Annotated in this window: 18 protein-coding genes; 11 read left to right on the top strand and 7 right to left on the bottom strand. The window is 50.2% G+C overall.

Annotated features, from left to right (window positions below; genetic code table 11):
- Nucleotides 1-156 precede the first annotated feature (156 nt).
- The 8 genes from HMPREF2554_RS09040 (at nt 157) to HMPREF2554_RS09015 (ending at nt 14,725) form a co-directional block, all read left to right on the top strand.
- Complete coding sequence (locus HMPREF2554_RS09040) at nt 157-1,566, top strand: phytoene desaturase family protein (protein ID WP_013398292.1); 1,410 nt, start codon at nt 157-159, stop codon at nt 1,564-1,566.
- Nucleotides 1,567-2,570: 1,004 nt separating this feature from the next.
- A complete protein-coding gene (locus HMPREF2554_RS11910) occupies nt 2,571-2,696 on the top strand; it encodes a hypothetical protein (RefSeq protein WP_256388022.1) in 126 nt (41 codons plus the stop codon).
- Between the two features lie 56 nt (nt 2,697-2,752).
- Nucleotides 2,753-2,908, top strand: coding sequence for a plantaricin C family lantibiotic (locus tag HMPREF2554_RS12020; protein WP_080556864.1), 156 nt, complete (start codon nt 2,753-2,755; stop codon nt 2,906-2,908).
- 197 nt (nt 2,909-3,105) lie between these two features.
- Nucleotides 3,106-6,045 (top strand): type 2 lanthipeptide synthetase LanM, encoded by a 2,940-nt coding sequence (gene lanM, locus HMPREF2554_RS09035; RefSeq protein ID WP_246826047.1) that lies wholly within the window; start codon nt 3,106-3,108, stop codon nt 6,043-6,045.
- 11 nt (nt 6,046-6,056) lie between these two features.
- The gene (locus tag HMPREF2554_RS09030; protein ID WP_013398295.1) at nt 6,057-8,222 is read left to right on the top strand and encodes a peptidase domain-containing ABC transporter; all 2,166 of its coding nucleotides are present in this window, start codon (nt 6,057-6,059) and stop codon (nt 8,220-8,222) included.
- Between the two features lie 1,004 nt (nt 8,223-9,226).
- Complete coding sequence (locus HMPREF2554_RS09025; RefSeq protein WP_013398297.1) at nt 9,227-9,427, top strand: hypothetical protein; 201 nt, start codon at nt 9,227-9,229, stop codon at nt 9,425-9,427.
- Nucleotides 9,428-9,468: 41 nt separating this feature from the next.
- Nucleotides 9,469-12,510 (top strand): type 2 lanthipeptide synthetase LanM, encoded by a 3,042-nt coding sequence (gene lanM, locus HMPREF2554_RS09020; protein ID WP_070554853.1) that lies wholly within the window; start codon nt 9,469-9,471, stop codon nt 12,508-12,510.
- A 1-nt stretch (nt 12,511) separates the two neighbouring features.
- On the top strand, nt 12,512-14,725 hold the full coding sequence (locus HMPREF2554_RS09015; RefSeq protein WP_070554851.1) for a peptidase domain-containing ABC transporter: 2,214 nt from the start codon (nt 12,512-12,514) through the stop codon (nt 14,723-14,725).
- 110 nt (nt 14,726-14,835) lie between these two features.
- Here the strand turns inward: HMPREF2554_RS09015 and HMPREF2554_RS09010 are convergent, their stop codons facing one another.
- Together HMPREF2554_RS09010 and HMPREF2554_RS09005 are read right to left on the bottom strand one after the other, a co-directional pair.
- Nucleotides 14,836-15,345: an LURP-one-related/scramblase family protein gene (locus tag HMPREF2554_RS09010; RefSeq protein WP_070554849.1), complete on the bottom strand. Its 510-nt coding sequence runs from the start codon at nt 15,343-15,345 to the stop codon at nt 14,836-14,838.
- A gap of 25 nt (nt 15,346-15,370) precedes the next feature.
- Complete coding sequence (locus HMPREF2554_RS09005) at nt 15,371-15,613, bottom strand: hypothetical protein (RefSeq protein WP_070554847.1); 243 nt, start codon at nt 15,611-15,613, stop codon at nt 15,371-15,373.
- A 274-nt stretch (nt 15,614-15,887) separates the two neighbouring features.
- Between HMPREF2554_RS09005 and HMPREF2554_RS11605 the strand changes: the two genes are divergently transcribed.
- Nucleotides 15,888-17,111, top strand: a complete 1,224-nt coding sequence (locus HMPREF2554_RS11605; protein ID WP_246826046.1) for a hypothetical protein — start codon at nt 15,888-15,890, stop codon at nt 17,109-17,111.
- A 136-nt stretch (nt 17,112-17,247) separates the two neighbouring features.
- A complete protein-coding gene (locus tag HMPREF2554_RS08995) occupies nt 17,248-17,598 on the top strand; it encodes a VOC family protein (RefSeq protein ID WP_070554923.1) in 351 nt (116 codons plus the stop codon).
- Between the two features lie 75 nt (nt 17,599-17,673).
- Here HMPREF2554_RS08995 and HMPREF2554_RS08990 read toward each other — a convergent pair whose 3' ends face one another.
- The 3 genes from HMPREF2554_RS08990 to HMPREF2554_RS11905 all read right to left on the bottom strand — a co-directional run bounded on the left by HMPREF2554_RS08990 (nt 17,674) and on the right by HMPREF2554_RS11905 (nt 19,762).
- Nucleotides 17,674-18,414 (bottom strand): lytic transglycosylase domain-containing protein, encoded by a 741-nt coding sequence (locus HMPREF2554_RS08990; RefSeq protein WP_070554843.1) that lies wholly within the window; start codon nt 18,412-18,414, stop codon nt 17,674-17,676.
- Between the two features lie 277 nt (nt 18,415-18,691).
- Nucleotides 18,692-19,435 carry a peptidoglycan-binding protein gene (locus HMPREF2554_RS08985; protein ID WP_070554841.1) on the bottom strand — a complete coding sequence of 248 codons (744 nt, stop codon included), beginning with the start codon at nt 19,433-19,435 and terminating at the stop codon, nt 18,692-18,694.
- Between the two features lie 198 nt (nt 19,436-19,633).
- Nucleotides 19,634-19,762 carry a cupredoxin domain-containing protein gene (locus tag HMPREF2554_RS11905; RefSeq protein WP_013398306.1) on the bottom strand — a complete coding sequence of 43 codons (129 nt, stop codon included), beginning with the start codon at nt 19,760-19,762 and terminating at the stop codon, nt 19,634-19,636.
- 384 nt (nt 19,763-20,146) lie between these two features.
- Between HMPREF2554_RS11905 and HMPREF2554_RS11900 the strand changes: the two genes are divergently transcribed.
- On the top strand, nt 20,147-20,269 hold the full coding sequence (locus HMPREF2554_RS11900) for a hypothetical protein (protein ID WP_013398307.1): 123 nt from the start codon (nt 20,147-20,149) through the stop codon (nt 20,267-20,269).
- 321 nt (nt 20,270-20,590) lie between these two features.
- Here the strand turns inward: HMPREF2554_RS11900 and HMPREF2554_RS08980 are convergent, their stop codons facing one another.
- Both HMPREF2554_RS08980 and lanM (HMPREF2554_RS08975) read right to left on the bottom strand, forming a co-directional pair.
- Nucleotides 20,591-22,714: a peptidase domain-containing ABC transporter gene (locus HMPREF2554_RS08980; RefSeq protein ID WP_013398308.1), complete on the bottom strand. Its 2,124-nt coding sequence runs from the start codon at nt 22,712-22,714 to the stop codon at nt 20,591-20,593.
- Complete coding sequence (lanM, locus tag HMPREF2554_RS08975; RefSeq protein ID WP_070554839.1) at nt 22,699-25,602, bottom strand: type 2 lanthipeptide synthetase LanM; 2,904 nt, start codon at nt 25,600-25,602, stop codon at nt 22,699-22,701. The genes HMPREF2554_RS08980 and lanM (HMPREF2554_RS08975) overlap by 16 nt, the downstream gene beginning before the upstream one ends.
- Between the last annotated feature and the right edge of the window lie 68 nt (nt 25,603-25,670).

Raw genomic sequence — 25,670 nt, 5'->3', positions numbered from 1 at the left:
AAATATTACGAAAGCATAATTAGGACTTGTTCACTCTCAGCGGCTTAAACGCTTGGTCTGGGAGCTTTTTATTAATCTATTCTTTTCATTTAGCTTTTTGTAAGACATGTCTGTAGGGCAGCGTGTATAAGAGATAAATCTTGGAAGTAAGGTGACATGGAAGCAGCAATAGTCGGTAGTGGTCCAAATGGGTTAGCTGCCGCGATTACATTGGCTCAACAAGGTGTCAAGGCACATGTGTTTGAGGCATCTAGTACTCCAGGTGGCGGTATGCGTAGCCATGAGCAATTACGTTCAGGGGTTATTCATGACATGTGCTCTGCAGTCCACCCTTTTACATCAGTTAGCCCGTTCTTCACCAATGTTGACTTGCGCCGTTATGGGCTTCGTTTCGCGTTGCCTGAGGTGGATTTAGCCCATCCTGTAGATGAGGATCGTATCGGTGTGTTGTACCGCGACATTGATCGTACTGCGGCAGGTTTGAGACGTGATGGGAAGATCTGGAAAGCAACATTTGGTCCTTTAGCACGCAACTTTAACAAGATAGCGCAGGATCTTCTGGGACCCGTCTTGAATATTCCCAAACATCCTTTAGTGACTCTTTCGTTTGGTATTAATGCGGTTCTTCCTGCTCAATTATCGGCATATCGTTGGCGTGAACCTGCTACCCGCGCCCTTTTTGGTGGCATAGCTGCGCATGCAATCACGCGGCTTGATACTCCCATGAGTTCTGCAGTAGGGATGATGCTTACAGCTGCTGCTCATGCTACCGGTTGGCCTGTTGCCGTTGGAGGCAGTGGAGCGATAGCTGATGCGATGGTAGCTGAGCTGTCTTCATATGGTGGAGAAATTACCTGCAATACCCGTATTACCTCAATAGAACAACTTACAGGATTCGATATCATTATGCTGGATACCTCACCACATGCTGCAGCGGAGATTTTGAAGGATCGGTTACCGAAGAGGCAGCGTCGTGCGTATCAGGCATACCGTTTTGGGCCGGGGGCGTTTAAGGTAGATTTTGTGATTAGGGGCCATATCCCGTGGACTCATAAAGCTGCCCGTCAGGCAGGCACGGTGCATTTGGGCGGTACGCTTTCGCAGATTGCTGCTACAGAAAAGCAGGCGGTGAAAGGGAACCTATATGAGTGTCCTTTTGTGCTTGTCGGGCAACAGTATTTGGCGGATCCTAGCCGCTCTGATGGTGAGCACCATCCTGTGTGGGCTTATGCGCATGTTCCTCAAGGATACCCATATGATGTTACTGAACATATTGTGCGGCAGATTGAGCGTTATGCGCCGGGATTTCGTGACATTATTGTCGATTCAGTCTCGTATTCTACTGAGACGCTGGAGGGTTATAACGAAAATTATGTAGGTGGTGACATTATTGGTGGTGCCACAGATATGCGTCAGTTACTAGCGCGCCCAATATTTTCCGCAGATCCCTATGCGACGGGGGTTTCGGGCGTGTATCTTTGTTCGGCGTCTACGCCTCCTGGAGCTGGGGTTCATGGTATGTGTGGGCTGCAAGCGGCTCGTCGCGCCTTGAAGTTATTGGTATAAACACAACGTTGAAACAGTTATTTATTTGAGTTGTTTCTAGTCAAAATATTTACGGATTACTACCCCAAACATGCTAAGGGGACGTAGAATAATGTGGAGGTTTGAAGGTGAAGAAACTCTACCCTGCCCAAGACACGGAGAATAAAGGCTCTTTACCTGCCTGTAAAGGTGGATTCTAAAACCATACCCCACCGTACAAACCTTCACTTGTATAGTGGCAGAGGTAACCACTAGATCATCCGCACCCTCAAGGGATACTCTCTGATAGTCCCGACTAGGAAATCACCTAGTGGGGAGCTTGTCAAGAGTGATAAGCAGCTCAATCGTTAAATTAACCGCTACTGTGTCGTCATCGAACGTATAGTCCTCAGATCAAGTGCTGGTGAGTACTCTCCGAGGCGTTCCGCAAATCTCTGGGCTTATGTCACCGGGTATTCTCCATCGCGCGAGGCTTATTTTTGCTTCGATGACACTCAAGTAAATTAATACTCTCATATAAAATAAACTTAATTTAGTTCACTGACTTAAATAAATTTAGAATAAATGTATAAATTTAGGCCTGTAGGTTGTGTAGGAAAATTTTTTAAAAATATTTGTATCCCCTTACCCTGTGCATCGTGTTCAATTCTAGGTGTATAAATAACGACATTAAATTTTGAAAGTTTCCTTTTGAATTTACAGTTCTGCCTTGGTATGCCAAGCTGAATAGAAGTTTTGATTGGCGACTGGTATATTTTACCCAAAAAATAGATTTAAAATAATTATTTATTTATATAATCTTAAATTACTTTAAGTGGTTGTTATTCTTGACTGTGTGCTTCCGGGTTTGTTAGGTTTAAATTGTCAGTAAGCTTTGGAGCTGTGTGAAGCTTCTAGAGTGGATTGGCAAGCTAGGAGGGCTGTATAAATGTTGTTCACGTGTACCTAGTTTTGTAAAATTAATGATGCTTACATGTGAAGGACATATTGCCCTAAAAATTTTAAGGAATTCTGGAGGAGTTTTTATGGATAAGGATACTGTTCTTTTGGAGGAGCTTGCTGGGCAGGAGATTGCTCAGATTAGTGGTGGTGTGGATAATATAGATTTCGGTTTCTGGCACGCATTGGAGAGCATATATCGCGTTTTTTAGTTAGTTTGTGAAATGTGAATCATAGCTATTTTTGACGAAAGAAAGGAAGATTTACAATGCCTCAGGATATAACTCTGTTGGAAGAAATATCTGAACAGGATCTCTCTCAGGTAAATGGTGGTACTGCTTTCCCTGGATGGTATAGCAAGGTAATCGGTAATCGAGGTCGCGTATGTACTGTCACAGTGGAGTGCATGTCCGTGTGTCAGTAATGTAACTTTGTGCAAGTTGTTGTCATTGTTGCTGTTTATTTTTATATAGTTTTTACTATATATAGTTATAAGAAAAGCGTCATACTTTGGTGAGCATCTTAAGCGAAGTCGGTGGGTAAAGGAGAATATGGGTGTTAGTCAGGAAATTTCTTCCTGAGCTGGATGATAATCAATTTCAGCAATTAGTATCAAATATATTGAATACTTCCCTATTGGAGGAATTGGAGACTACCTCAAGGCCTGAGCCTATCGTACTGTTACCGACTCCAGCGTCTATGACGCTGGGGTCGGTTTCTGAGTCTTTTATGTTCCATGCCCTATTCATGAACTTGATGGCGCATGAGGACGAGCATATGTGTCAGATCGTTCAAAAATTTGCCTATGCTAACGCAAAACACATCGATGGTCTCACTGAACAGCTTATGGGTGCTCTCAGGGGGCGACTGCTCAATTTCTATCTACGCCCACTGGTAGCTCATGTCAAAAAAATCTCTGCGCAAGGACTTTTACACGGAGAAACCCCTGAAGAACGGTATGAAGACTATTGTCGTCGCTGGTATGAAGATTTTCAGGACGACTTTTATGCCATTTATCCGCTCCTTCAGCATGTTCATACGACGATCGTAGATCAGTTTTACATAGCAGTGTCGGAGATTTTTGAGCGGGTCCAAACTCATGAGAGTGATATACGAAAACTTCTCGGTGTCACAGATGATGACCCTCTGAAGCTAGAGTCTCTTGTGCTAGCTGGCGACCATCATAATGGTGGGCGTACCGGCTGCGTGCTGGTATTCCAGCAAGGAACTGTAGTGTATAAGCCCCGCAGTATCGAAGGTGAGCAAGCATATTACAACATCATCCAGAAGCTCGCTGAGTATGGTGCCCCCGCTATGCGTGCCGCCCGGGTAGCGGTCGGTAATGGGTACGGGTTCATGGAATTTATCGAACGGGAAGAAGTCGATTTCTCATCAGAGGATTTCCTGGAGTCTTCCGGTCGACTTGCGGCCTTACTGTATGCGCTTCAGACTAAGGACATGCATGAAGAGAACCTTGTCCCTCTATCAGAGGGACCTGTTCCTGTTGATCTTGAAACTATGCTTCATCCAATTCATACAGCAGCTGACGACGATCCAGTTATTCCTGCTGATAGCGCTTTTTTGTATAAACTTCGGGGGATATCAACTAGCGCATTACTTCCTACTCGCCTCATGCGAAGTGATCCCTCCCAAGGGTATGTAGATATCGGTTTTATTCAAGGTGAACAGGGCGTTAACCCGTTTGCTGGGATGAGTGTTGAACGCCCTTTTAGAGATGATGCTGTGGTTCGATTTGTACGGGAATCAGTCCCTGAAGATACTGGTAACACGAGTGAAGCGGGATCTGATGAGCTAGAGCAGCAACGTAATTTACACGCAGCTCGAGCTTATTTCTTTGCCCGCGGATTTGCTCAGATGTATCGGTGGATTTGTGAAAACCGCTATACCGTCTTGGAAGCTGTCCGCGCCGAATGCACAGGAATAATACTTCGTGCCGTCCTGCAGCCAACCATGTATTACAGTCAGCTGGTACGGATGTTGGGCAGCCCCGAGGCGCTTGCTTCTCAGGATGTTTTCAAAACCATTATATTCCGAACTGCTGCTTTTGCCCCCAACCGCCCGTTGAAAATCATTATCGCTGAGGCTGAGTCGCTCTCGCGGTTAGACGTTCCTTTCTTCACACACCGGACAGACTTGTCTGATATCCTCTCTCCTCATGAAACTGCTGCAACTGGAGTGAGTGTTCAAAAAAATGCTCTTGAAGAGACCCTGAGTCACATTACCGATATGAATGAGGCGGATTTAGAGGACCAGCTGAATCAAATTTGGAATGCTTTCGTGTCCCCATATCCGGCTAATACTCTAGTTTCACAACCTGCGGATGCGTGGCGGGGGCGGGACAATTTACAAAGTGAGCGAGATTTTAGTTCCACGGTCGCCGATTATTTGGCAATTCGTTTGTATCCTGGGCTTGCTGAAGAAAGCCCTTGGACATGGGCAGCGCCTGTTCCGGGTACTCAGCAGCAACATACCGGAGCCTGGGATACTGCTGTATTGGGGCTGGATCTTTATAGCGGTTCCATTGGTCCTGCATTATCCTTGGCGCAAGCAGCACATACTCTAGAAAATGAGGAATATGCTCAAGCAGCGTATCGTGTGTTCGATCCGATAGCAGACGTTGTCTTCTCGGAAGATATGTCGTTTGAACTGCCTGACGAGATGCGTGATACAGCCTTCATGGGCGAACCCGGTATTGCTTTTGCGCTTGCCGGTGCTGCCGAGTGTTTGAATGATCCCCGCTTGAAGGAAGCCGCTGCTGTGTTGGGGAACCGGATTGCTGAGCGTTTGGCGCAGGCAGAGCATCCGAGTCCGGATTATCTCACCGGGCAGGTAGGTGCGGCAGCCTTGCTGCTGGGATACGACCTCGCGGATGACCGGGAAGCGCTGCTGGGCGTACTGGATCGGCACGCCCAAGACATCATCGCGGGTCGTGTCGAGGAGGAATGGTGGTCTCATAGCGGGTTCGCCCACGGTATCAGCGCCTCCATCTTCGCGTTGAGCCGGTGGAATAGGCAGATGCCTTCCTCGGAACGTGCCCAGCACGCGGTCAATATTCTACTGGAGCGCCTGCGCGAATTCGATAACGGGGAAAGCTGGGAATCACAGATCTCCGGGCAGGGTAGTCGGAACGGTGTGTGGTGCCATGGTACCGCCGGTATTTCCCTAGCCTTGGCGGCGGTACAGGTGTGGATGCCCGGGCTTTCCACCCGCGCTGATCTTGAGCGTGCTGTACACCATGCCCTGCATGAGGGGACCGGTCGTAACCTCACCTATTGCCACGGTGATTTAGGTACTCTGGATATTCTCGAATGGGTCGTCAATCATGTTCCCGATCTGCCTGATGCCGAAAAAATCCGGGACATCCTAACCAACGGGTACAGTACCTCTCTGCTACAGGAAACCCTAGAGGATAAGTCCGTGCGCTACTCTTTGACCCCATCGTACATGGTGGGTACCTCCGGTGTGCTGTCTTGGCTGTCTCGCCGTATCGGTGGCACCCGGTTGTATACTCCGATTATTCCCGATTCCACTGAAGCATAGGGCATCAAGTCATGGCTTTTCCTGCTGTTTTGCAGACCGCCCAGACCGAGTGCGGTCTGGGCGTGAGTGCTTCCATTCTGCAGCATTATGGGCGCTATCAGACGGTCTCAGACTTGCGTCTGTCTATGGAACCTGGCCGTGAAGGGCTGAACCTCCTGCAGGTGAGCAACCTTCTCACGGACGAGGGTATGGAGGTCGGCGCCTATCGGGCAAGCTCGTTGGAGCAACTTCGGGATATCGGCAAGCCGGTGATTCTGCACTGGAATAATTCGCATTATGTGGTGCTGGTGCGGATGCGTCATGACCGGGTGCAGATTATGGATCCTGGGCAGGGTTTGCGAACGATTAGTCTTGAGGAGGCTGAGAGTTCCTTCTCCGGCAGCGTGCTGGTGCCGACTCCACGGGATGATTTCGAGAAAAAATCCCGGAACGTTTTCAAAGACTGGCAGTTCCATACGTTCTTTACGAAGCAGATGTTCGGTCAGTATGCGCTTTTCATCTTGTTACTTGCGATCACCTATAGCGTGACCTTTGCGGTGCCGATGGTGATTCAGCATGTGGTGGATGCTCAGCTGAAGGGCGAAGAGAATGTTGTGGTTGGCATCACTGCCGGTGTCATTGCTGGTATTGCAGGGTATTACCTGGTATCGATTGCGCGTGCCGCAACGTTGGCGAGTATCGTCTCGTCTATCGGGTATAAGCTTCTGGGGGATCTTTTTGCCAGACTTCTCAAGTTGCCGCTGACGTATTTTGCGCTCCGCTCGCCGGGGGATATTCTCTACCGGTTGGCAAGCGTGAATATTCTGCGCGATTTCCTGTCGTCAAACCTGACCGAGTTCGTTATCAATATCGGCACGATGATCGTGATTCTTATCTTTATCGCCCAGCAGTCCGGCGTGGTTTTGCTCATTACCTGCGGGGTTCTGTCCGTGCTGGCGGTGATTTGGATTGTAACGGCGCGTCCCACCTCTCAGGCGCTTGATGCGGAATATTCGCATGCTTCTGAAACTCAGGTGATTGAGCTAGATGCCATTAACACCGTGGCGACGATGAAGATGACCGGTTCGGCGACTTCGACCTTTGGTAAGTGGCGTGAGACGTATCTGCGGTCGTTGGCGTCGATGCGCCGTCGCATGGTGCTGCAGCAAGGTGTGTTGGGTTCTGCCGCAGCCGTGGTGCAGCTGGGTGGCCCGCTGATTCTATTGCTGTCTTCGTTGCCGCTGGTCAATAACGGAACGTTGACCCTGGGACAGGCTATTGCGACCGAGGGCATTTCCGCGCTGTTGTTTTCCTCGATCTCTTCGGTGATGTTCGGCATTATGAATATCGCGGCGGTGGATCGTGCCGTTGCTCGTATTACCGATATTCAGCGATATGAACCCGAACAGGATGAGGGAACCGTTACGGATGTGATTGACAGTGATATCGAGCTAGAGGATGTCGGTTTCACGTATCCGGGTGGTATGGCCCCGGTCCTCTCGGAGGTGTCTCTAACGGTGCCGGAGGAGCAGGACATCGCGATCGTCGGTTCCTCCGGGTCTGGTAAGAGCACGCTTGCTATGTTGCTGTGCTCGCTGTACACCCCGGTTTCGGGTGCTATTCGTGTGGGCGGAATCGATATTCGTGATTACTCGCTGGATGCTCTGCGCTCCCACATTGGGTATGTGCCTCAGCAGCTGCAAACCAGGACGGGCAGCCTGTACGATAACCTCACGGCGGGTCTGGACGACGGGCGCAGCCGTGAGGAGATCGAAGCCAATATCTACGCTATGGGCATCCTGGATTTTGTGAAGGATCTACCGCTGGGGTTCGACACGATTATGGCCAACGGGGGCGAAAATTTCTCGGGTGGTCAACGTCAACGCATCGCGATTGCTACCGCCCTGCTGCGGTATCCACGGATTTTAGTGCTGGATGAGGCGACCAGTGCGCTCGATACTGCGACTGAGCGGCAGGTGACGGAACTCATCGCACAGTATCAGTGCACGAAGGTCGTGGTGGCGCACAGGCTTTCGACAATTCGCAATGCCCAGCAGATCGTGGTGATGGAACACGGATGCGTGGTGCAGGTCGGTTCCCATGCGGAGTTGATCTCGGTGGAAGGTCGGTACCGGGATTTGTACTACCAAGAAGAAAAAAGCAGCCACAAGGAGTACACCTCACCAATAGCCGCATAGACGATTCCTTATAGTCGACCCTGGGGTTTGGGAAAGTCGCTATGGATATGCGCAGCGGCGCGCACGAGTAAATAACCTGAGCCGTATCGTAACCGAAAAACGTGGATGCTGTCGTACAGGCGTGCTGCCTGGGCGACAGCATCCAAAATGTTTGGTTCATCTTCAAAAACCAGCGCGGCAAGTTCTCTACAAACCGCATAATATTTCACCCATAAAGTTTAAATTTCTAAGCAACAATACTCAGATTTCTCGGGAATTTTTAATGGTTTTGTTATCTTAAAAATGATACCAAACCGTTACAAAAACTTTTTCAAAATTATTTTTCTAATATAAAAACAAAAGTTACTGTAAATAATAAAATACTTTCCAGGTGCTTTATTTTCTGAGTAAACCAACCCGATCCCTTGAAATTACAGCTCAAACTCGTAATGATTATTGTTTTGAATAAAGTTTAAAATGCTTGACATCAATATTATTTACCATTTTAAAGAGTGCACGATAAATTTTTGACCCCTAGACTACATCTTGAAACACGTTTATCAAGTTGTTACTGTAGAGTCACCGATTTCAATAGAGAGAAAACCGACTCTGATAAGGACTTTTGTTCCATGACCTTGCCGCATGATGAGAATAGAAGATATATCTCACCACCCCTATATGTCGCAGCCCGCGACGAAAGTTCATAGTCAATGGAGATGTGAGGCTTTTGTTGCTTGGCACCTGTAGCACACGCGGCATCCCCACATAATTCTGATGACATAGCTCTGGCAGTCTGTGTCTAATAGCTATGTTTACAGTGCTACAGAAAATAAGTAACAGATTTTACAAACTTCCTTTTCTTGGGGCGTTAGTGCGTCGTAAGGAAGGGTAGTGGGTTCCAGGTGAATACTGTGGAAAAGCAAACACCTGGAACCCAGTCAGAGAATAGTTTGATGTCTTCAGCATCAAACTAAACACCGATAATACTATTCCTGAACGGATCAGGAATATTAAGGAGGATAACCATGGCTAAGGATATCACGCTCCTGGAAGAGATCTCGGACCTCGACCTGGACCAGGTTAACGGCAGCGGTCACGGTGGCGGCGGCTACAGCGCTGGCGGCGGCTACAGCGGTGGCGGCAACGGCGGCGGTGGCAACTACTGCGGTAACGGCTGCGGCAACTACAACTTCGGCTTTGGCTTCTGGGGCGGCAGCTCTTCCTAAGTCCGGGGAATAAGTAAATACGATAGATAAGGAGATACCAGGTGTTAATCAGGGAACTTCTTCCTGAACTGGATGATGAGCAATTCCGACGCCTAGAAACGTATGTATCTAGCACTTCGCTGTTAGAACGTTTGGGTACCGCATCCAATACTCCCGACTCCGAGTCTATCGTACGGTTGTCGGCCCCGGCGCTCAAAGCACTGGGGCCGATGGCCGAACCCTCCATGTTTCACGCGCTCATTGCCCAGCTTGCCGAGGGTGAGCGTGACAATGTTGAACGTGCTGTTGCCGCATCGGGCTACGCCGCACCGTCGCGGCTTCCCCTCCTAGTTAGTCAGTTTTTGGAGAACCTGACCGCGCGTTTGACTAATTTCTACCTCAGACCGCTGGTTGCGCACATCAAAAAGATCTCTTCGCAGGGTCTTCTGCACGGCGACACCCCCGAAGAGCGGTATGAAGACTACTGCCGGCGTTGGGGCGAAGAATTTAGTGACGACTTTTATGCGAGCTACTCGCTTCTGCCCGGCGTTCACGGCAGGACTATTGAGCAGTTTCATGCGATGATTGCCGAAATTTTTGAGCGTGTGAGCGCTCGTGAAGATGATATTCGCGAGCTTCTTAACGTCGAAGATGACGAACCCCTCAAACTCGAATCCTTCGGTCTGCCCAGAACTCGTTACGGCGGCGGACGCGCCGGTTGCCTTCTCGAATTTACCCAGGGCATGGTGGTCTACAAATCCCGCAATGTTGAAGGCGAATGGGTCTTCTGGAAAATCGTTCAAGACCTCGCTACGCAGGGGGCGCCTTCGATGCGTGCAGCCCGCGTGATTCGGGGTGACGGCTATGGCTTCATGGAGTTTATTAAACGTGAAGACGCAGACTTTTATGCTGAAGATTTCCTTGGAGCCTGCGGACGGCTGGCGGCTTTGCTCTACACCCTGCAGGCTAAAGACCTGCACGCTAAGAATCTGATACCCCTGCGCACGGAACCCGTTCCGATTGACCTTGAAACGATCCTCCACCCCGTGCATATTCTGACGGAGGATATTCAGAGTCCCCCCGAAGGCAGCGTTTACCTGCGCTGGCTGCGCGGAATCGCATGCAGCGCGTTCTTGCCTACCCGCCGCACACGCCGCGATATCTCGCTAGGGTTCCGCGACGTAGGCTTCCTACACGGCGAACAGGGGACGAACCCTTTCCACGAGGTAACCGTCGCAAATCCCTTCCGTGACGATGCTGTGGCACGCATCAACCGCGAACCCAGCCCAGAGAACCCGACCACGGAAGACACAGATCGCGCCGAAGAAGCTAACGCCAGCACCCCAGAGGAGCGGCGTATTTCTGAGGCAGCCCGCGCCCGCGCCTTCGAACGCGGATTCACACAGATGTACCGGTGGGTCTGCGAGCACCGCGAAATCATGACCGAGATAGTTCGCACAAATTGCTCCGGGCTGACACTGCGTGCCCTACTGCAATCCACCAGGTTCTACACTCGAATTCTCAAAATGCTCAGCAGCCCCGAAGCGCTGGCCTCCGAAGACGTCTTCGCCACAATCGCGCTGCGTGCCGCAACGCTGAGCAATAACCGCCCCCTTGAGATGATCGGGGCCGAAGTAGAAGCCCTCTGGCGGTTCGATATTCCCTTCTTCATGCACCGCACGGATGGCTCCGAGATCATATCTTTCGATGGGCATGCCATAGGATTGACCATCGACAGCAGCGCGCTCGATGAAACCCTGGAACATATTGCCGCCCTCGACGAAGCAAACCTTGAAGAGCAGATTCAACAGATCTGGTCGGCTTTCGTATCACCCTACCCGCCGGATCGCATACTCGCGGATGCATCGGCAGAGATACTGTCAAACAGGCAGAGCGTGCAGCATGAACGAGAACTCTGCGAGAGTATTGCCGACCGGCTAACAGCGACGAACCACCCGGGCGGCAGAGAGGAAGACGCCTGGACCTGGCTGGCGCCCACCCCCGGCCTGTGGCAGCAGCACCTTAGCGTATGGAACACCGAAGTCCTCGGCATAGACCTCTACACCGGCTCAACCGGGGCTGCACTCGCCCTCACCCAGGCCGCGCGGATGCTCGAAAAACCGGAATACACGCAGACGGCTCGCCGGGTACTAGACCCCATCGCGCAAGACGTCTTCGCTGACAGGCTTTTCAGCATTCCCCCCGAAACCTGCGACGGCATATCCTGCGGCGAAACAGGCATCGCCTTCGCGCTCGCCGCTGCCGCAGAAAACCTTCGAGACGACCGTTTTGCTGAGGCAGCCGTCAAGGTTGGCAACCGTACCGCCGCACGCCTGGCGCAGGTTGAGCATCCTATGCCCGGGTACCTGGATCATCAGGTAGGGGCTGCCGCCCTGCTCTTAGGTTATAACCTCGCCACCGACCGCGCGGCTCTGTTGGCGGTATTAGACAGGCACGCCCAAGACATTATCGCCGGTATGGTAGAAGAAAACTGGTGGCACCGCAGCGGATTCGCCTACGGAATCAGCGGATCAATCTTCGCGCTCGCCCGGTGGAACCGCCAGATGCCCTCACCCGAACGTGCTCGCGAAGCCGTCGAAATTCTTCTGCGCCGCCTCAACGACTTCAACACCGGGGACGAATGGCGAGCCCAGCTCACCGAGCATGACAGCGGCGAAGAGCATGCCAGCGGCACTTGGTGTTCCGGCAGCGCGGGCATCGCCCTCGCGTTCGCGGCACTGCATCTGTGGATGCCCGAACTCGCCAGCCGCACCAACCTCGACCGCGCGGTACAGCATGCGTTCCGCACCGGAACCCGAAGCAACCTCACCCTCTGTCACGGCGACTTCGGCACCCTGGATGCGCTCGCCTGGATAGCCGACCGGATCCCCGACGTACCGTGTGCAGAGGCTATCCGGGATGCCATCGAGAACGGTTATAGCGCATCGGATATTCGGGCAGTCCTCGACGATAAATCCGTGCGCTACTCGCTGACTCCCTCGTTCATGGTCGGTACCTCCGGTGTGCTGTCCTGGCTGGCTCGCCGGGCAGAGAATACTCGCCCGTACAGCCCTCTTATCCCCGAGCCGTTCGAGGTTCGATAGTATGGGTTTTCCTGCTGTTCTTCAGGCGGCGAAGACCGAATGCGGGCTGGGCGTGGGGGCGTCCGTCCTGCAGCACTACGGGCGCTATCAGACTATTTCAGACCTTCGCCTGATTGCCGAACCCGGTCGTGAAGGTCTCTCGATGCGCCAAGTGCGCGACCTTCTCGTTGAGGAGGGTATGGAGGTCAAAGCCTTCAGGGCGCCCTCTCTCGAACATCTTCGAGATATTGGCAAGCCGGTCATTCTGCACTGGAATAACTCCCATTACGTGGTTTTGGTGCGCATCCGTAAGGATCGCGTGCATATTATGGACCCCTCCACGGGAATGCGGGTTATGGATCTTCAGGAGGCTGAAGAGTCTTTTTCCGGCAGTATTCTGGTGCCGTCTCCGCGGAAAGATTTCAAAAAGAAATCCCGCAGTGTCTTTCAAGATTGGCAGTTGGGCACCTTCTTCACGAAGAAAATGTTCGGCCAGTACGCGCTGTTCCTGCTGCTTCTCATCATTACCTACAGCGTTACCTTTGCCGTGCCTATGGTGATCCAAACCGTGGTGGATGCGCAGCTCAGGGGTGCAAGAAACACCGTCGTGGAAACAACGGTCGGTGTGGTAGTCGGTGTTATTGGCTACTACCTGGTTTCCATTGCACGCGCCGCAACGCTGGCGAGTATCGTCTCGTCCATCGGATATAAGCTCTTGGGCAATATGTTCGACAGGCTGCTGAGGCTGCCGTTGACCTATTTCGCGCTGCGTTCTCCGGGTGATATTCTCTACCGCCTTTCAAGCGTGAACACGCTGCGCAACTTCCTGTCGACAAGCCTGACCGAGTTCGTGATCAACATCGGCACGATGATTGTGATTCTCATCTTTATCGCCCAGCAATCGAGCCAGGTTTTGATAATCACCTTCGTGGTTCTTGCCGTGCTGATGCTGATCTGGTTCGTCACGGCGCGCCCCACCTCCCAGGCGCTCGACGCCGAGTATGCGCACGCCTCCGAAGCGCAGGTGGTTGAGCTTGATGCTATCAACACCATTGCAGCCATGAAAATGACGGGTTCCTCAACGCCCACCTATAACACCTGGCGCGAAGCCTATATGCAGTCGCTGGCGTCGATGCGCCGCCGCATGGTGCTGCAGCAGGGTGTGCTCGGGTCTGCCGCATCCGTGGTGCAGTTGGGTGGCCCGTTGATTCTATTGTTGGCGTCGATACCGCTGGTGAATGATGGAACGCTCACGCTCGGTCAGGCTATTGCGACCGAGGGTATTTCTGCGCTGCTGTTTTCGTCGGTTGCTTCGACGATGTTTGGCATTATGAGCATTATCGCGGTGGACCGTGCGGTTGCGCGTATCGTGGATATTCAGCGTTATGAACCGGAGAAGAGCACGGGATCTGTCACCGATATTGCTGACGGTGACCTTGACCTTGAGAACGTGAATTTTACGTATCCGGGTGGTAATAAACCTGTGCTGACGGATATCTCGCTGCGCGTGCCGGAGGGCCACGATGTTGCTCTCGTGGGTTCGTCAGGTTCGGGCAAGAGTACCTTGGCTAAGCTGTTGTGTTCGTTGTACAGCCCGGTTTCTGGCACGATTCGTGTGGGCGGAATCGATGTTAGAGATTATTCTTTGGACGAGCTGCGTTCCCATATCGGGTATGTGCCGCAGCAGCTGCAAACCAGGTCGGGAAGTCTGTACGATAACCTCACGGCGGGGCTGGATGACGGGCGCAGTCGTGAAGAAATCGAGGAGAGTATTCTCGCGATGGGCATCCTGGATTTTGTGAAGGATTTGCCGATGGGCTTCGATACGATCATGGCGAGCGGGGGCGAGAACTTCTCGGGCGGTCAGCGCCAGCGCATCGCGATTGTGACCGCTTTGCTGCGGTACCCGCGTATTTTGGTGTTGGATGAGGCGACTAGTGCGCTCGATACCGCGACCGAGCGGCAGGTGACGGAGCTGATTGCCCAGTATCAGTGCACGAAGGTTGTGGTGGCGCATAGGCTTTCAACGGTGCGCAACGCCGAGAATATCGTGGTCATGGAGGATGGGCGCATTATTCAGAGCGGACGCCACGATGACCTGATGATGGTTGAGGGCCGTTACCGGGAGCTTTATTCTCAGGAGGAGCAGAGCAGCCAGGCGGGGTACATTTGGGCGCAGTGGCCCCCCACGAAGGTTTCTCGCCACGGCTTCGGTTTGGGAATGTTCACCTCGTAGCTCACGACTCTGTTGGATGCGCGGTGCACGTGGGCGTTCTGTGCGAGTGTTTCAACGGCACAGCTTCCATTGCAAACTATCGTTCCCAACTTGGCGGTTTGGAGGGTGAATTACCCGACGACAGGAACCGCGTAGCTGCGCCTGCCGCCGATGTAGTGGGAGAGTACTATGAATGATCCGAGCGTGACATCGTGGAATGCTTCGTCCATGATGTCAATAATATAACCGTATTTAACTCCGAGTCCTGGGCGGGTTATCTTTGCTACCACCTGATCTTCTCGGTGAATCTCGAACCCTTTGACCCATGCGCTTCCATCCATGATGAACTCCGCATCGGAGGTTTTAACGCTGAATTTTGGGCGGAAGGGCTTCCAATCCGTGTATTTCACGGTGGCTGCGGTGCTACCGTCTGCGGACTCGATGGTGTAGGTGTGTTTTATATCGGGTTCGCGGTGTACCGTGATGACTTTTTCTTCGGTATCTGCCTTAGCGAAGACAACGCTTTTTCCACCGAGACGAAGCCTGCCATCGGTTTCATAGACTGGTTTGAAATCAGTGTTGAGGATGTTGTACCGGTATTCGGGGTAGGCCATCTTTGACTTGGCGTAGAGAGTAGTCATAGGTTTGTATCTTTTCGTAGAAAAATTAGTGGTCCTGGAGTTTATTTTTCTGCGCGGAAGATTTCTTGTGTTCACGGTACATCATCCAGAACCCGCAGACAATAAGAACCGCGCCGAGTATAAAAGAATTTGTGAGATCGAGCGGTAATATACGACCGTCACCAATACGGGGTAGCGCTAAAACGAAAGTTGCTAGGGCAAAGACCCAGAGCGAAGACGGAATTTCTTTACGTTTTGGCTGTTTATCTTGGTGATCATTATGCGCCATGTTCGCTCCTCTCATAGGTTGCCGACTAGGGGTTATGACATGTTGAGAGAATACGCTCACTGTCACATTATACTGTTCAAATTTATAAAGAACAAGAACTTTATGCATCATTTACGTTCATTGTTGTGCATAAAACATATTCATTTATCGAATGTTTATAAAGATATATAGTAGGGTTTACGCAGTATATGTGTGATGTTATTGTGGGTGAAATAGATATAAAAACTTTTTATTAGATTCTTGTACGTTTATGAATAAGCACAGGTGGTTTTTCGTGAAGGCATTTTATCCGGGTGCAAGGTTTGCCATCCTTGGAGTGCTGCTCGCGTTATGTCTTACGACGTGTGGCACACCGAAGGCACAAGAGTCTAAGAGTCCGGAAGAGTCGTTGAAAAGTAGCGCCTTAGCGGTCTCCGTTGCTGGTGACTACCGAGAAAGCAAGGATCCTGGAGGGGGTGTGGGCTTCTACGATCCGCACACCAACTCGTGGACTAAGCTGTCAAACGAAGGATCTCAGACCTCAGAAATTGACTACTATAACAACAAGCTTTATTTCGGGGATAAAAAGAAGGACTATATTTTAGGAGACTCACTTCAAGGTTATGACAGGAATTACGAGTCTGTCTATAACGAGGAAGTGTGGGGCTTGGATAATGGTGGGTTTGTAGCGGTCAAAAATATTGGCTATACCGAAGATAAAACCTCCTATATTTATAAAATAGTCACCCATGATGGGCAGAATACCGAAGTTCATACCTCGAATCGTAGTATTAGGAAGCCTGCGCGGTGCGCTAATGGCAGTGTATGGACTGTCAATAAAGAATCAAGTAATTCTCTTGGGCAGAAAGAGAACCAAGGAGACACAAAAGAGAAAAACGAACCGACTAAGCTGATTCGCCTATACCCCAACTTTTCCGATAATCCTGTCACCGAACATACGCTTTCTCTTCCAGAGGAGGGGATGGATGGTATCACGTGTGTTGGGAATAAAGTCGTTAGCATAAGGGATACCTATCCTCCCGGCAGCGACCCGCAGAGGAGCAGCTCAAAAGATGTTACGGGATCGGTTCTTGAGGTATTCGATACAGATACCGGCCAGGCATATGAAGTTCCTATAAGCGGCGACCATGCAGTGCGCGTGAACCATGACATGTGGGAGTCGAAGCAGGGGCGTTACCATGCAATCGGTCGCGAAATATGGTGGCAGTCGGGCGATGGGACTATTATTTCTACAGATGTAGAAACCGGAAAAAATACCCGCCATTTCACCCTTAAAGACTATAAGAGGTCGAAAGAGCAGGGTCTCTTTTATTGGTCCGATAAGTATCTCTACAACATAAACTCAACGGACAATAAGGATACTCTGCGCATATACAGCCTTCACGAGAATAAGCTGATTAAAGAAAAAGAACTCCCCGACATGAAGTCTATCTTGTCAAAGCATCAATTTACGTATGCCATGGTGGTCACAAACGAGGAAGAGCTTCTCAAGCTATAAAAATAAGAAGGCTTATCCATAGGGTCTATAAGCCCAGAAACCCTGCCTTCACCCCATCAGCGTGCATCTTTGATAGGCTTCAGAGTAAGTGCCGTGAAGATTTTGCCAGGGTAAAACACTCATGGAAGGGCTGCTTATGACTGTTAGGCGTATCGTTACTAACCTTGCCGCTGATAAACCCGAGTCTGCCGCTACTTTTTATCAAGATATTCTAGGTCTGGAATTACTCATGGACCACGGATGGATACAGACTTACGGCAATGCGGAAACTACGACTGTGCAAGTCAGCATAGCCAGTGAAGGGGGTTCAGGTACACCGGTTCCTGATTTATCGATTGAAGTAGATAATCTTGATGAAATCCTCGCTCGCATTCATGCGGCAGGTATTGCGCTTGAATATGGCGTTGCTGAAGAACCCTGGGGAGTGCGGAGGTTTTTTGTTCGCGATCCGCTGGGGAACCTTGTGAATATTTTGCAGCATACGTAGAGGATGTGCCATCAAAAGTTATCGACAGAGAACTGGTTATCAAATTATTGAAATAGTGGCTAAACCCTCATAAATTTAGCTTTCCTTAGATCCGGTGTGCGAAGACGGTACTACGGCATGCATGGAGTCTGCGGCGACCGCATCCGGAGCGGTAGAGTCTTGCCCGGAAGCCTGAGCTTCAATGCGCACAATCTGTGACTGTTTAAACCGGTGATCCGGCGTGCAGGTCAGCTTATATTTTGTTTCGGAAAGATCGCGGATCTTCTGCACATAGTTCTGCGTCTCGGGGAAGGGTGGAATGCCCTTGTACTTCTCGACCGCGCCGGGGCCAGCGTTATACCCGGCAAGCGCCAGGTCGAGCACTTCGTCGTCGTTATGGGCGTACTTGCCCAGTCGTTTCTTGAGTGATTCCAGGTAGCGGCCCTGCGCATCAATTGAATTGTGCGGATCGAGGATATCGCCGCCGTTACCCCAATCCTTCCAAGCCTCGTCGGTGAACTGGGCTACGCCTCGGGCACCCGCGCTCGAAGCCGCATTGATGCGCCAGTGGCTCTCAGTTTCAAGCTGTGCCGCGATCACACCCGGGCGAATATTCGCTGTCTGACCGGCCTTGCGGAGATCCTCGTGCACCTCTTCCGGCGCATAGGTCAAATCGGTCATACCGCAGTAGTCGTCGTAGGTGGCGGCGAGCCCCACCACACCCGTACCCAGGAGCAGCGCAGAGGCAATAATCTGCCAATGCGCCAGCGCCCCGGCGGTCACTTTCGTGAAGATGTTCTTGTCGGATGCGGTCTTGAGTGAGCTCTTCTTCGCCATTCCTCTAGCCTAGCACCCCAGCAAGCCCGACTGGCGCGGTTTTCACGGACCGGAAAGCTATAATTTCGGCGAAAATTAGATATACAGAATTTGTATGGCTTATAGGCATACTGCGGCTTATGTCAGAGGCAAGCTGTTAAATACGAGAAGCCACACCTGAGTGTGGCTTCAAGAGTTGGCGCTCGGAAGACTTTTGCGAAGAATCGCTCACCTCTAGCTACCGCTTAAACTTTAACACGAGAGCGCATGCGCACCGCAAGAACCGATATGCCAGAACCTACCGAGCCTCAATACCGTCGGGGAGGTCATCGCTGGTGAGATAGTAACCGTTGGGCCAGATAACGCTCCAGGTGACGGCTCCGCTACCGCCTTGATCCCCCGAAGAACGTGCGACCGCGCGAACAACAAATACGCTCTGTGGCTTATCCATACCCGGAATCCTGACCTTAGCCTCGCGGTAATCCCGCACCTGAATATAGGTGCCGGGTTCGGGGTAGAGCCATTTACGCGCGTACTGCTCTGCCTCCTGCATGGTCTTCAAACGTACCTTGGAATAGTCGAATGTGCAGTCAGCCTCTCCATCTGCCACCTGCTGGTAGGAGACGTCCTCCGGGCATGTAGGTTCTTTCCCCGGGGATGCGCTGGCAGACCCACTGGCACTGGGGGCGGCGCTTGTTGCATCGGCTTTATGTTGTTCCTGCCCAGCGTCAGATGAAGTACTCGGAGACGGTTTGGCGGTATTCGTCGCGGATGGTGAAGCAGATTCCGAGGGTGAATCCTGCGCCCCCTGCGACTGCTGCGGCTGTTCCGGCGCGGGTGCCGCCTGCGCGCTCTGCTCAGAAACCTGCGGGGTTTGTACCGGGGCGCTTGATACCGGCGCGGAACTTGTGGATACGCTGGGCGTCGCCGTTCTGCCGGGTGTCGCCTCGTTCCGCTGCGTGCCTTTATAGAGCAGGAACATCAGGGTCAAGAACGCCACAATCGCTAGTGCTATGAGAGCGTATTTACGGATTTTTGCCACGGAGTCTACCTCGCCATCGGTGTAAGCACTGAGGGTTTTTCTTTAATGGTATCCGTGGAAACTATAAATATGTAGGGGTTTTCCCTTCCTGAAAACGTAAAAATGCTTTTGATAGTGAAGAAAGCGTAGTCGCTAGTATTTTATTACATCAAGAGCCTTTTTTGGGGCACGGGGAACCGAGTCAGGGAAGCGGAATGACTACTTATCCGTCACCTTATTCTTGCCCATCGCGCCGCGTTCCATCTCGGCAAACTGGTGGTTCACGAACGTGTACGTGCCGGATGCTGGGAACTTCATCTCAACGAACCCGCCCTGCGCTGGATCCAAATCGAGGGCCTGTGAGTGACCGCCGCTTTCCCCGTATGGGTCTCTGCCGTCCCGCAGTAGGTAGCCAGATGTGCCGCCCTGCTCATTTCCCGACCGCCCGGAAGACTAGAAGTATCGGAAAGAATAGAGGAAGCTAATATTCGTAAGGTATAGCCCGTTTACCACTCAGCCCTGTGCCGCCGAAACGCTTCAGCTCAAACAATGCATGCCCGCGTGAAAACTCGCTACGCACAACTTGCAAGTTGCATTTGAAGGTGAAGGTTTTGCTATGAAGGATCAATATGTATATCACAACGAGGCATCACGAAGGCGGAGCATGTATCTATCTCTTGCATTTGAAGTGCACCGTGGCGTAGCGCGAAAATCGTGAGAAGCTACCCCACGGTGAATCTGTACGTTTTCGGGTTGGTTCTGTGCAGCATCGACTGGGAAGGAAGCGATACAGATGTGTCGGTGGACGCCCTGCTGGGTGCGACTCTTCTAGATATGGGGGAGGGAGAGATTTAGCACAGATTCCCAGGGTGTGAGTGCAGGCTCTGCCCCTCCTACAGACCTATCTGCTACATTCTGTGATTCAATGTGCGCGCTGAAGCACAGCTGATGTAAGGATAAGCCAAAATTGTTTTCTTGACTATATTGGAGCATATTCGACAGGCTACCTGTGACACATGCTCTTACGTAGAATATATTATCGTCAGCGATTTTTATATTCAGGTTAATATATCATCGAGTCCTAAGGCTAATTTTATGGGTTACCTCACGATTTTACTAACACTTTGTTGTATCCCCAGTGAATGATCCCCACAATGACTAGAGCTCTAGAATAAATTAATAACCTTGCTCTTTATACAGCTCAGCATAAAGTTCACACTCACGCAAAAGCATATTATGATCTCCTGAGGCTATGATCTTGCCTTTATCCATGACAAAAATGCGGTCTGCTGACCGTATGGTATCCAGGCGATGAGCAATTGTTATTCGTGTCTGGCACATTCCTTCGAGAGATTTTAGAACCCGTTGTTCTGAAGCACGATCCAATCCGCTTGTTGCTTCGTCAAGAACGAGGACCTTGGGGTCTCCAAACAATGCTCGAGCTAAAGCAATGCGTTGGCGCTGTCCGCCTGAGATATTATCTCCGCCATTGGTTAAGAATGTATCGTACCCCATAGGCATACCTTCAATATCATCATTTATTGAAGCTTTCATAGCAGCATCTCGCACATCATTAAATGATACGTTTGACCTACCAAGTGCAATATTATCCCAAATTGTAGCGTTCAGAAGCTGAGAATCTTGCTCAACGTATGCAACTTGTGCACGAAATGAAGCTTCTTCATGGTAGCGAAGTGGCATCCCGTTAAAAAGTATCTGGCCATGTGTAGGGCTATATAAACCAACAATTAGTTTGGCGAGAGAGGATTTTCCGGAGCCTGAAGGCCCCACAAAAGCGACATGTTCTCCCGGTTTAATCTCAAAGTTTATTCCAGTAATTGCTAGTGGTGACAAATTAGTATACGCAAAATCAACATTCTGTAATTTAACTCGTCCTGAAAGCTCAATAGGCTTATTCCCATAAAATATTTTATCCTTACTATGCGATAGAATATCATCGATTCGCCTAGCTGAAGATATTGCAGTTCCCCACCGTGCCGCAAGTTGTGAAATTACTGTTAGCTGACTAAAAAACACTCCGCTGAGCATCTGTAGTCCTAATGCACCTCCTAAATTCATGGACTGTCCAATAGTTCCACTCAGTGCAGCTACCGTGAATACCAACGGAGAAAGCGTCTGTACGAAAGTGGCTGCAGTCTGTACCAAGCCCTCCAGAAATTCCCGTTTTTTCCTCCAACGGACCCCATTATCAAAAGGGTTTATCCACTCGTGAAAGGTTGATTCCTTAAGACCTCCTGTTTTGATGAGAGAGACTGCTGTGATTGAATCAACCTGCACCGCATTGGCTAAGGACTCGAAATGCATCTCTGCATCAGCCCATTGAGTTGTCTTTCGCCTAGCTACAACTAAGAGGAGCCACATTCCACTGAAAACTAAAATAGCGAGGCACCCGATCGGTGGAGATAACCAGAGTAAACCAATAGCAGCTGCAGTTACAGTGAGCGCTGAGCCTACCGACCGTGCGACTTCGTCAGTAAGAAAACTTTCAATCTGGTTCGTGGCATGAATACGATATAGAATCTCTCCTCGGTTTCGTAATGCGAAGTACTTGAATGGCAAATCCAGTAGAGAAGAAAACACTTTAGCTGCTAAATCACGGCCAATAGCAACTGCAGCTGAGACAGCAATTAGTACATTTATCACATTGATTAACAGTAAGGTAGCCATTACTCCTAAAAAGAGTACTAAAGCCATCATTGAGGGAGTCGATTGGTTTTCCATTAAGGAGCTAACAGCTCCAGAAACTGCAAGTGGTGACGCAAGCGTTGTCACAACAGTTGCCATCGCGAGTAGCATAAGCATAGCGATGCGACCTCGGTTAGCTCGAGCTACGGGCAAAATGCTCAACCAAGGGCTCGGCTCAGCCTTAGCTTTTTCTCGGATAAACGGAGGAGAACCAACAATAAGTATGCCGGAGAATCCACTTGAAAAGTCAGTAGCTGAGAGTTTTCTACGTCCTACGGCTGGATCCAGAATAGTAAAAGAAGAACCTACACTTTCGACCATGACGAAGTGTGATTTTTTCCAGTAGGCAATTGCAGGTGTAGGAATATCAAATATTGCTGAGTCTGGAACCTTTAAAACTCGCGGAGCAAGCCCCTGGTTGGTCAGCAAATCGCGGATCTGGCGGATGGTGAGACCATCACGGCCCACTTCGTACTTCTCCCTCGCTTCACGCAGGGTAATTGGACTACCCAGAGCCTTCATGAGCATCACACAGGCAACAAGACCGCACTCAGTCTGTGTTACCTGATGGAGCGGCTTTATGCGCCGAACCATAACGGTGACCTAAGTTCATGACGTTGAAGTTTTCCGAGGAAAGCGAGTGGGGAACCTGTTCCTACCATAAGTGACTGAGTAATGGTATGACGATTTACATCTTTAAGAGCTACCGGAAGGATGCGTTCCACGTAGTCTGCTGCTGCTTTCTTAGTCAGAGCACCAATTTCTGGATAATTTAATAACCGTGAGGCATCCAGAAGAACCCAGAAGTTCCCAATATCACCATGACAAAGACTGATATTCCCACCAAAGCATGTGTTGCGAATGCGCTCGGACTCGACTTGCAAATCAGCGTCCGTGAAGGGAGATAAATCTGTCGCATAGTGGTGTAAGATTGCATGAGCTAGATGATGCCCTGGTAACCCATGGCACCAACCCTTAGCTTCTGGTGTTCCTTCGTCACCGAATCGATAACCCCCGTCAGCAGTCTTAAACTTTGTCTCGAACGTAAGCAGTTTTTTAATGAGGCTATCTGTAGCTTCATTCTCTATTTCGAGGCCTTTAGTACGTGCCAATGCAGCGTATAATCCACATACTCCATGCGCAAATCCCGAATATTGGAGTGATGCTACGTCTAGAGCCTGCGCGCCCTGTACCAATGAGTTAACGGAGAAAGCCACCAGATCAGCAAGTGTCCCAGTTGAATCTGAATCGATGTGGGGTGAGAAAGCTAACACGATACCTGCGTATCCACTCGATACGTCCAGATCATAAAGTTTTGACTTACTTAGGCATTGTGCCAACACACGTACAGCTTTCTGATGCCCTTGTTTATCTCCAAGAAGTTCGAACACCTCCATAGCTGCCCACAGGAAAGATTCCACACCGGATTGAGCACCGTGGTGAATGTTTTCCCAATCTGTACCATTCGCTAAGTTCGCAAGAGTCTTCTGGAAGAATGATTCCCCCGCTGAAACCCATGCGGGTTCCTCAAAAATAACTCCTGAGCGTACAAGGTTGAGAGCGACACCAACGCTCCCGGAAAAGAGCTCCAAAGATAACTTGTCAACACGCCAGTACTGGAAAGCAGTATCGGATGTGCGCCCTCCAATCCAGGCCGGAGGATGCTCACCATGACCCTCCACACGGGTCTGCATAAGAGGATGTGCGAGTTCTTGAACCATCTGGTTTACATTTATATCTGATTTACTAGCTTTCACAGCTGATTCAGAAAATAGATAGTCCGTGTGTGCTGCACTTTGTGATATCTTGGCTGCGAATGACAACTGGATTAGCCATAAGTTAAGCTTGAGTTCATCCTCATTTAAGTTCTGGACGCCCTTTAACACGTGTGATAACGGTGTAGATTCAAGAACGTCCTTTACAAGAACCTGCGAATCAAAAAAAATGTCAGAGCAATCGCTCAAAAAGTGGAAACAAGGGATATCGCCCTTGATTAATTGCTCATGCTCAGATATTAAAACTTGTTCCGGGACCTGGTGACGGAATAAAGCTGTCCGCCAGAGAGCCATGGAGTGTAATTTTGGATCCTTGTGTAGATCAGGGTGGGTAGCCAGCCTCAGTGTCTCTGAATAACGTTGCGTCTGTTCAGCCACAAACCTAATATTAACCCCTTTGAACTCTTGCCTAATAACATTGCTAAGCTCCGTTTTATGTGCCATCGCCCAGACCATAAAGCTCTGGTACCCACATTGAACTAGAGCTATTTCTTCACGGGGGTCAAGAGATGGCAGGAGGGCTGGATCGGTCCTATCAAGGAATTCAAGAGAGAAATGCATCTCATCGGTTAGTGGTCGGTGAAGTACAAGAGTGGAGAAAGGAGACTTCTGTCCAGGAGTGTAGCCCAACGCACCAACATCTGTTGAGCTTTTGTCCGCTTTCTGTCCTGGTGAGTGCAGTGCACTAGGTAATAGACCTACAAATGTTGCAGTTTGGCTCAATACATACGAACTAGCAGAACTCTTCTTGGCTCCCTGTGGTGGAACTGCTGCCAGAAGGGTCTCTAAGTCAATAGGAAACGGTATATTGTTATGTAATACTATATTTTCAAAATGCATGTCAGTGGCACGGAGAAGATGTAGAAGCCCGAGTAATTCGCCCATTTTACGATATGCGTATTTTGGCGAATTCCCCTGGCGGCTCCTGATAAATTCCATCCACCCATATTCTCCCCGTTCAAGAACTCGGGCAGAGCCAAAAAACAGATCTCCCTCAGAATTATTGATGTATTCCACTAGTTTGTGATATGCATACTCTTGCCGTAAAGACCGCGGTTTGTACACAACTGTGTTGTTGTCGTCAAAATGGATCATGGCAACGGCACGGCCCATATGTCGATCCCCGGACGATATATCAATATCTGTAATTCGCTGAGAAGTTACCAATCCAAGTGTCGAAAGTTTATTTGTGTCGCTTGCGTACCGTTTTAGAATTTCATTTATCTCATCGGCAAAATTACGCGCCGCTGACTGTGCCGCAACAACTGACTGAGGAAATACCTCCCTGTACTTTGCGTCTCCTTCTGGTGTGCTTAACCACTGTGCGAACTCGTGATACCTATCTTCGGATGAACTGGCGGTGAGATAATGCCTTTTGCTGCGCATAAACTCAGTTTGACTGCGAAGTACCCGAGGCTGAATAGACATAAGACAACGGTAAATCAATGAGCGTAGAAGGCTGTCCTGATTTGCTATGTAGTCACTTTTTACGACTGTCTGTTCTATGTCAATAAGCTCTTCCGAGATTAGTCGCATAGAGGCATCTCGAAATGGTATGACTGCGTCAGACATAAGTTTCATTAACTTGACCGAAGGGTGACCCGAAGGATGAGGAGAAGCTGTAGAACCGGCATATAAAGCACTCAAATCCTGGATACGCTTCCACTCAGTATCATCGGCTTCTGGGAACAATATTTGTTTTTCCATGAAACCTCCATTACTCATTTGTGTGAACTATATAGGTAAGGTGTTCGAATAACATCTTAAGATGTTAT

It is taken from the genome of Rothia sp. HMSC071F11, from assembly GCF_001809115.1.
Lineage (GTDB): Bacteria > Actinomycetota > Actinomycetes > Actinomycetales > Micrococcaceae > Rothia > Rothia dentocariosa.
The sequence above is the reverse complement of the archived record's forward strand: the minus strand, read 5'-3'. Positions and strand labels throughout refer to the sequence as shown.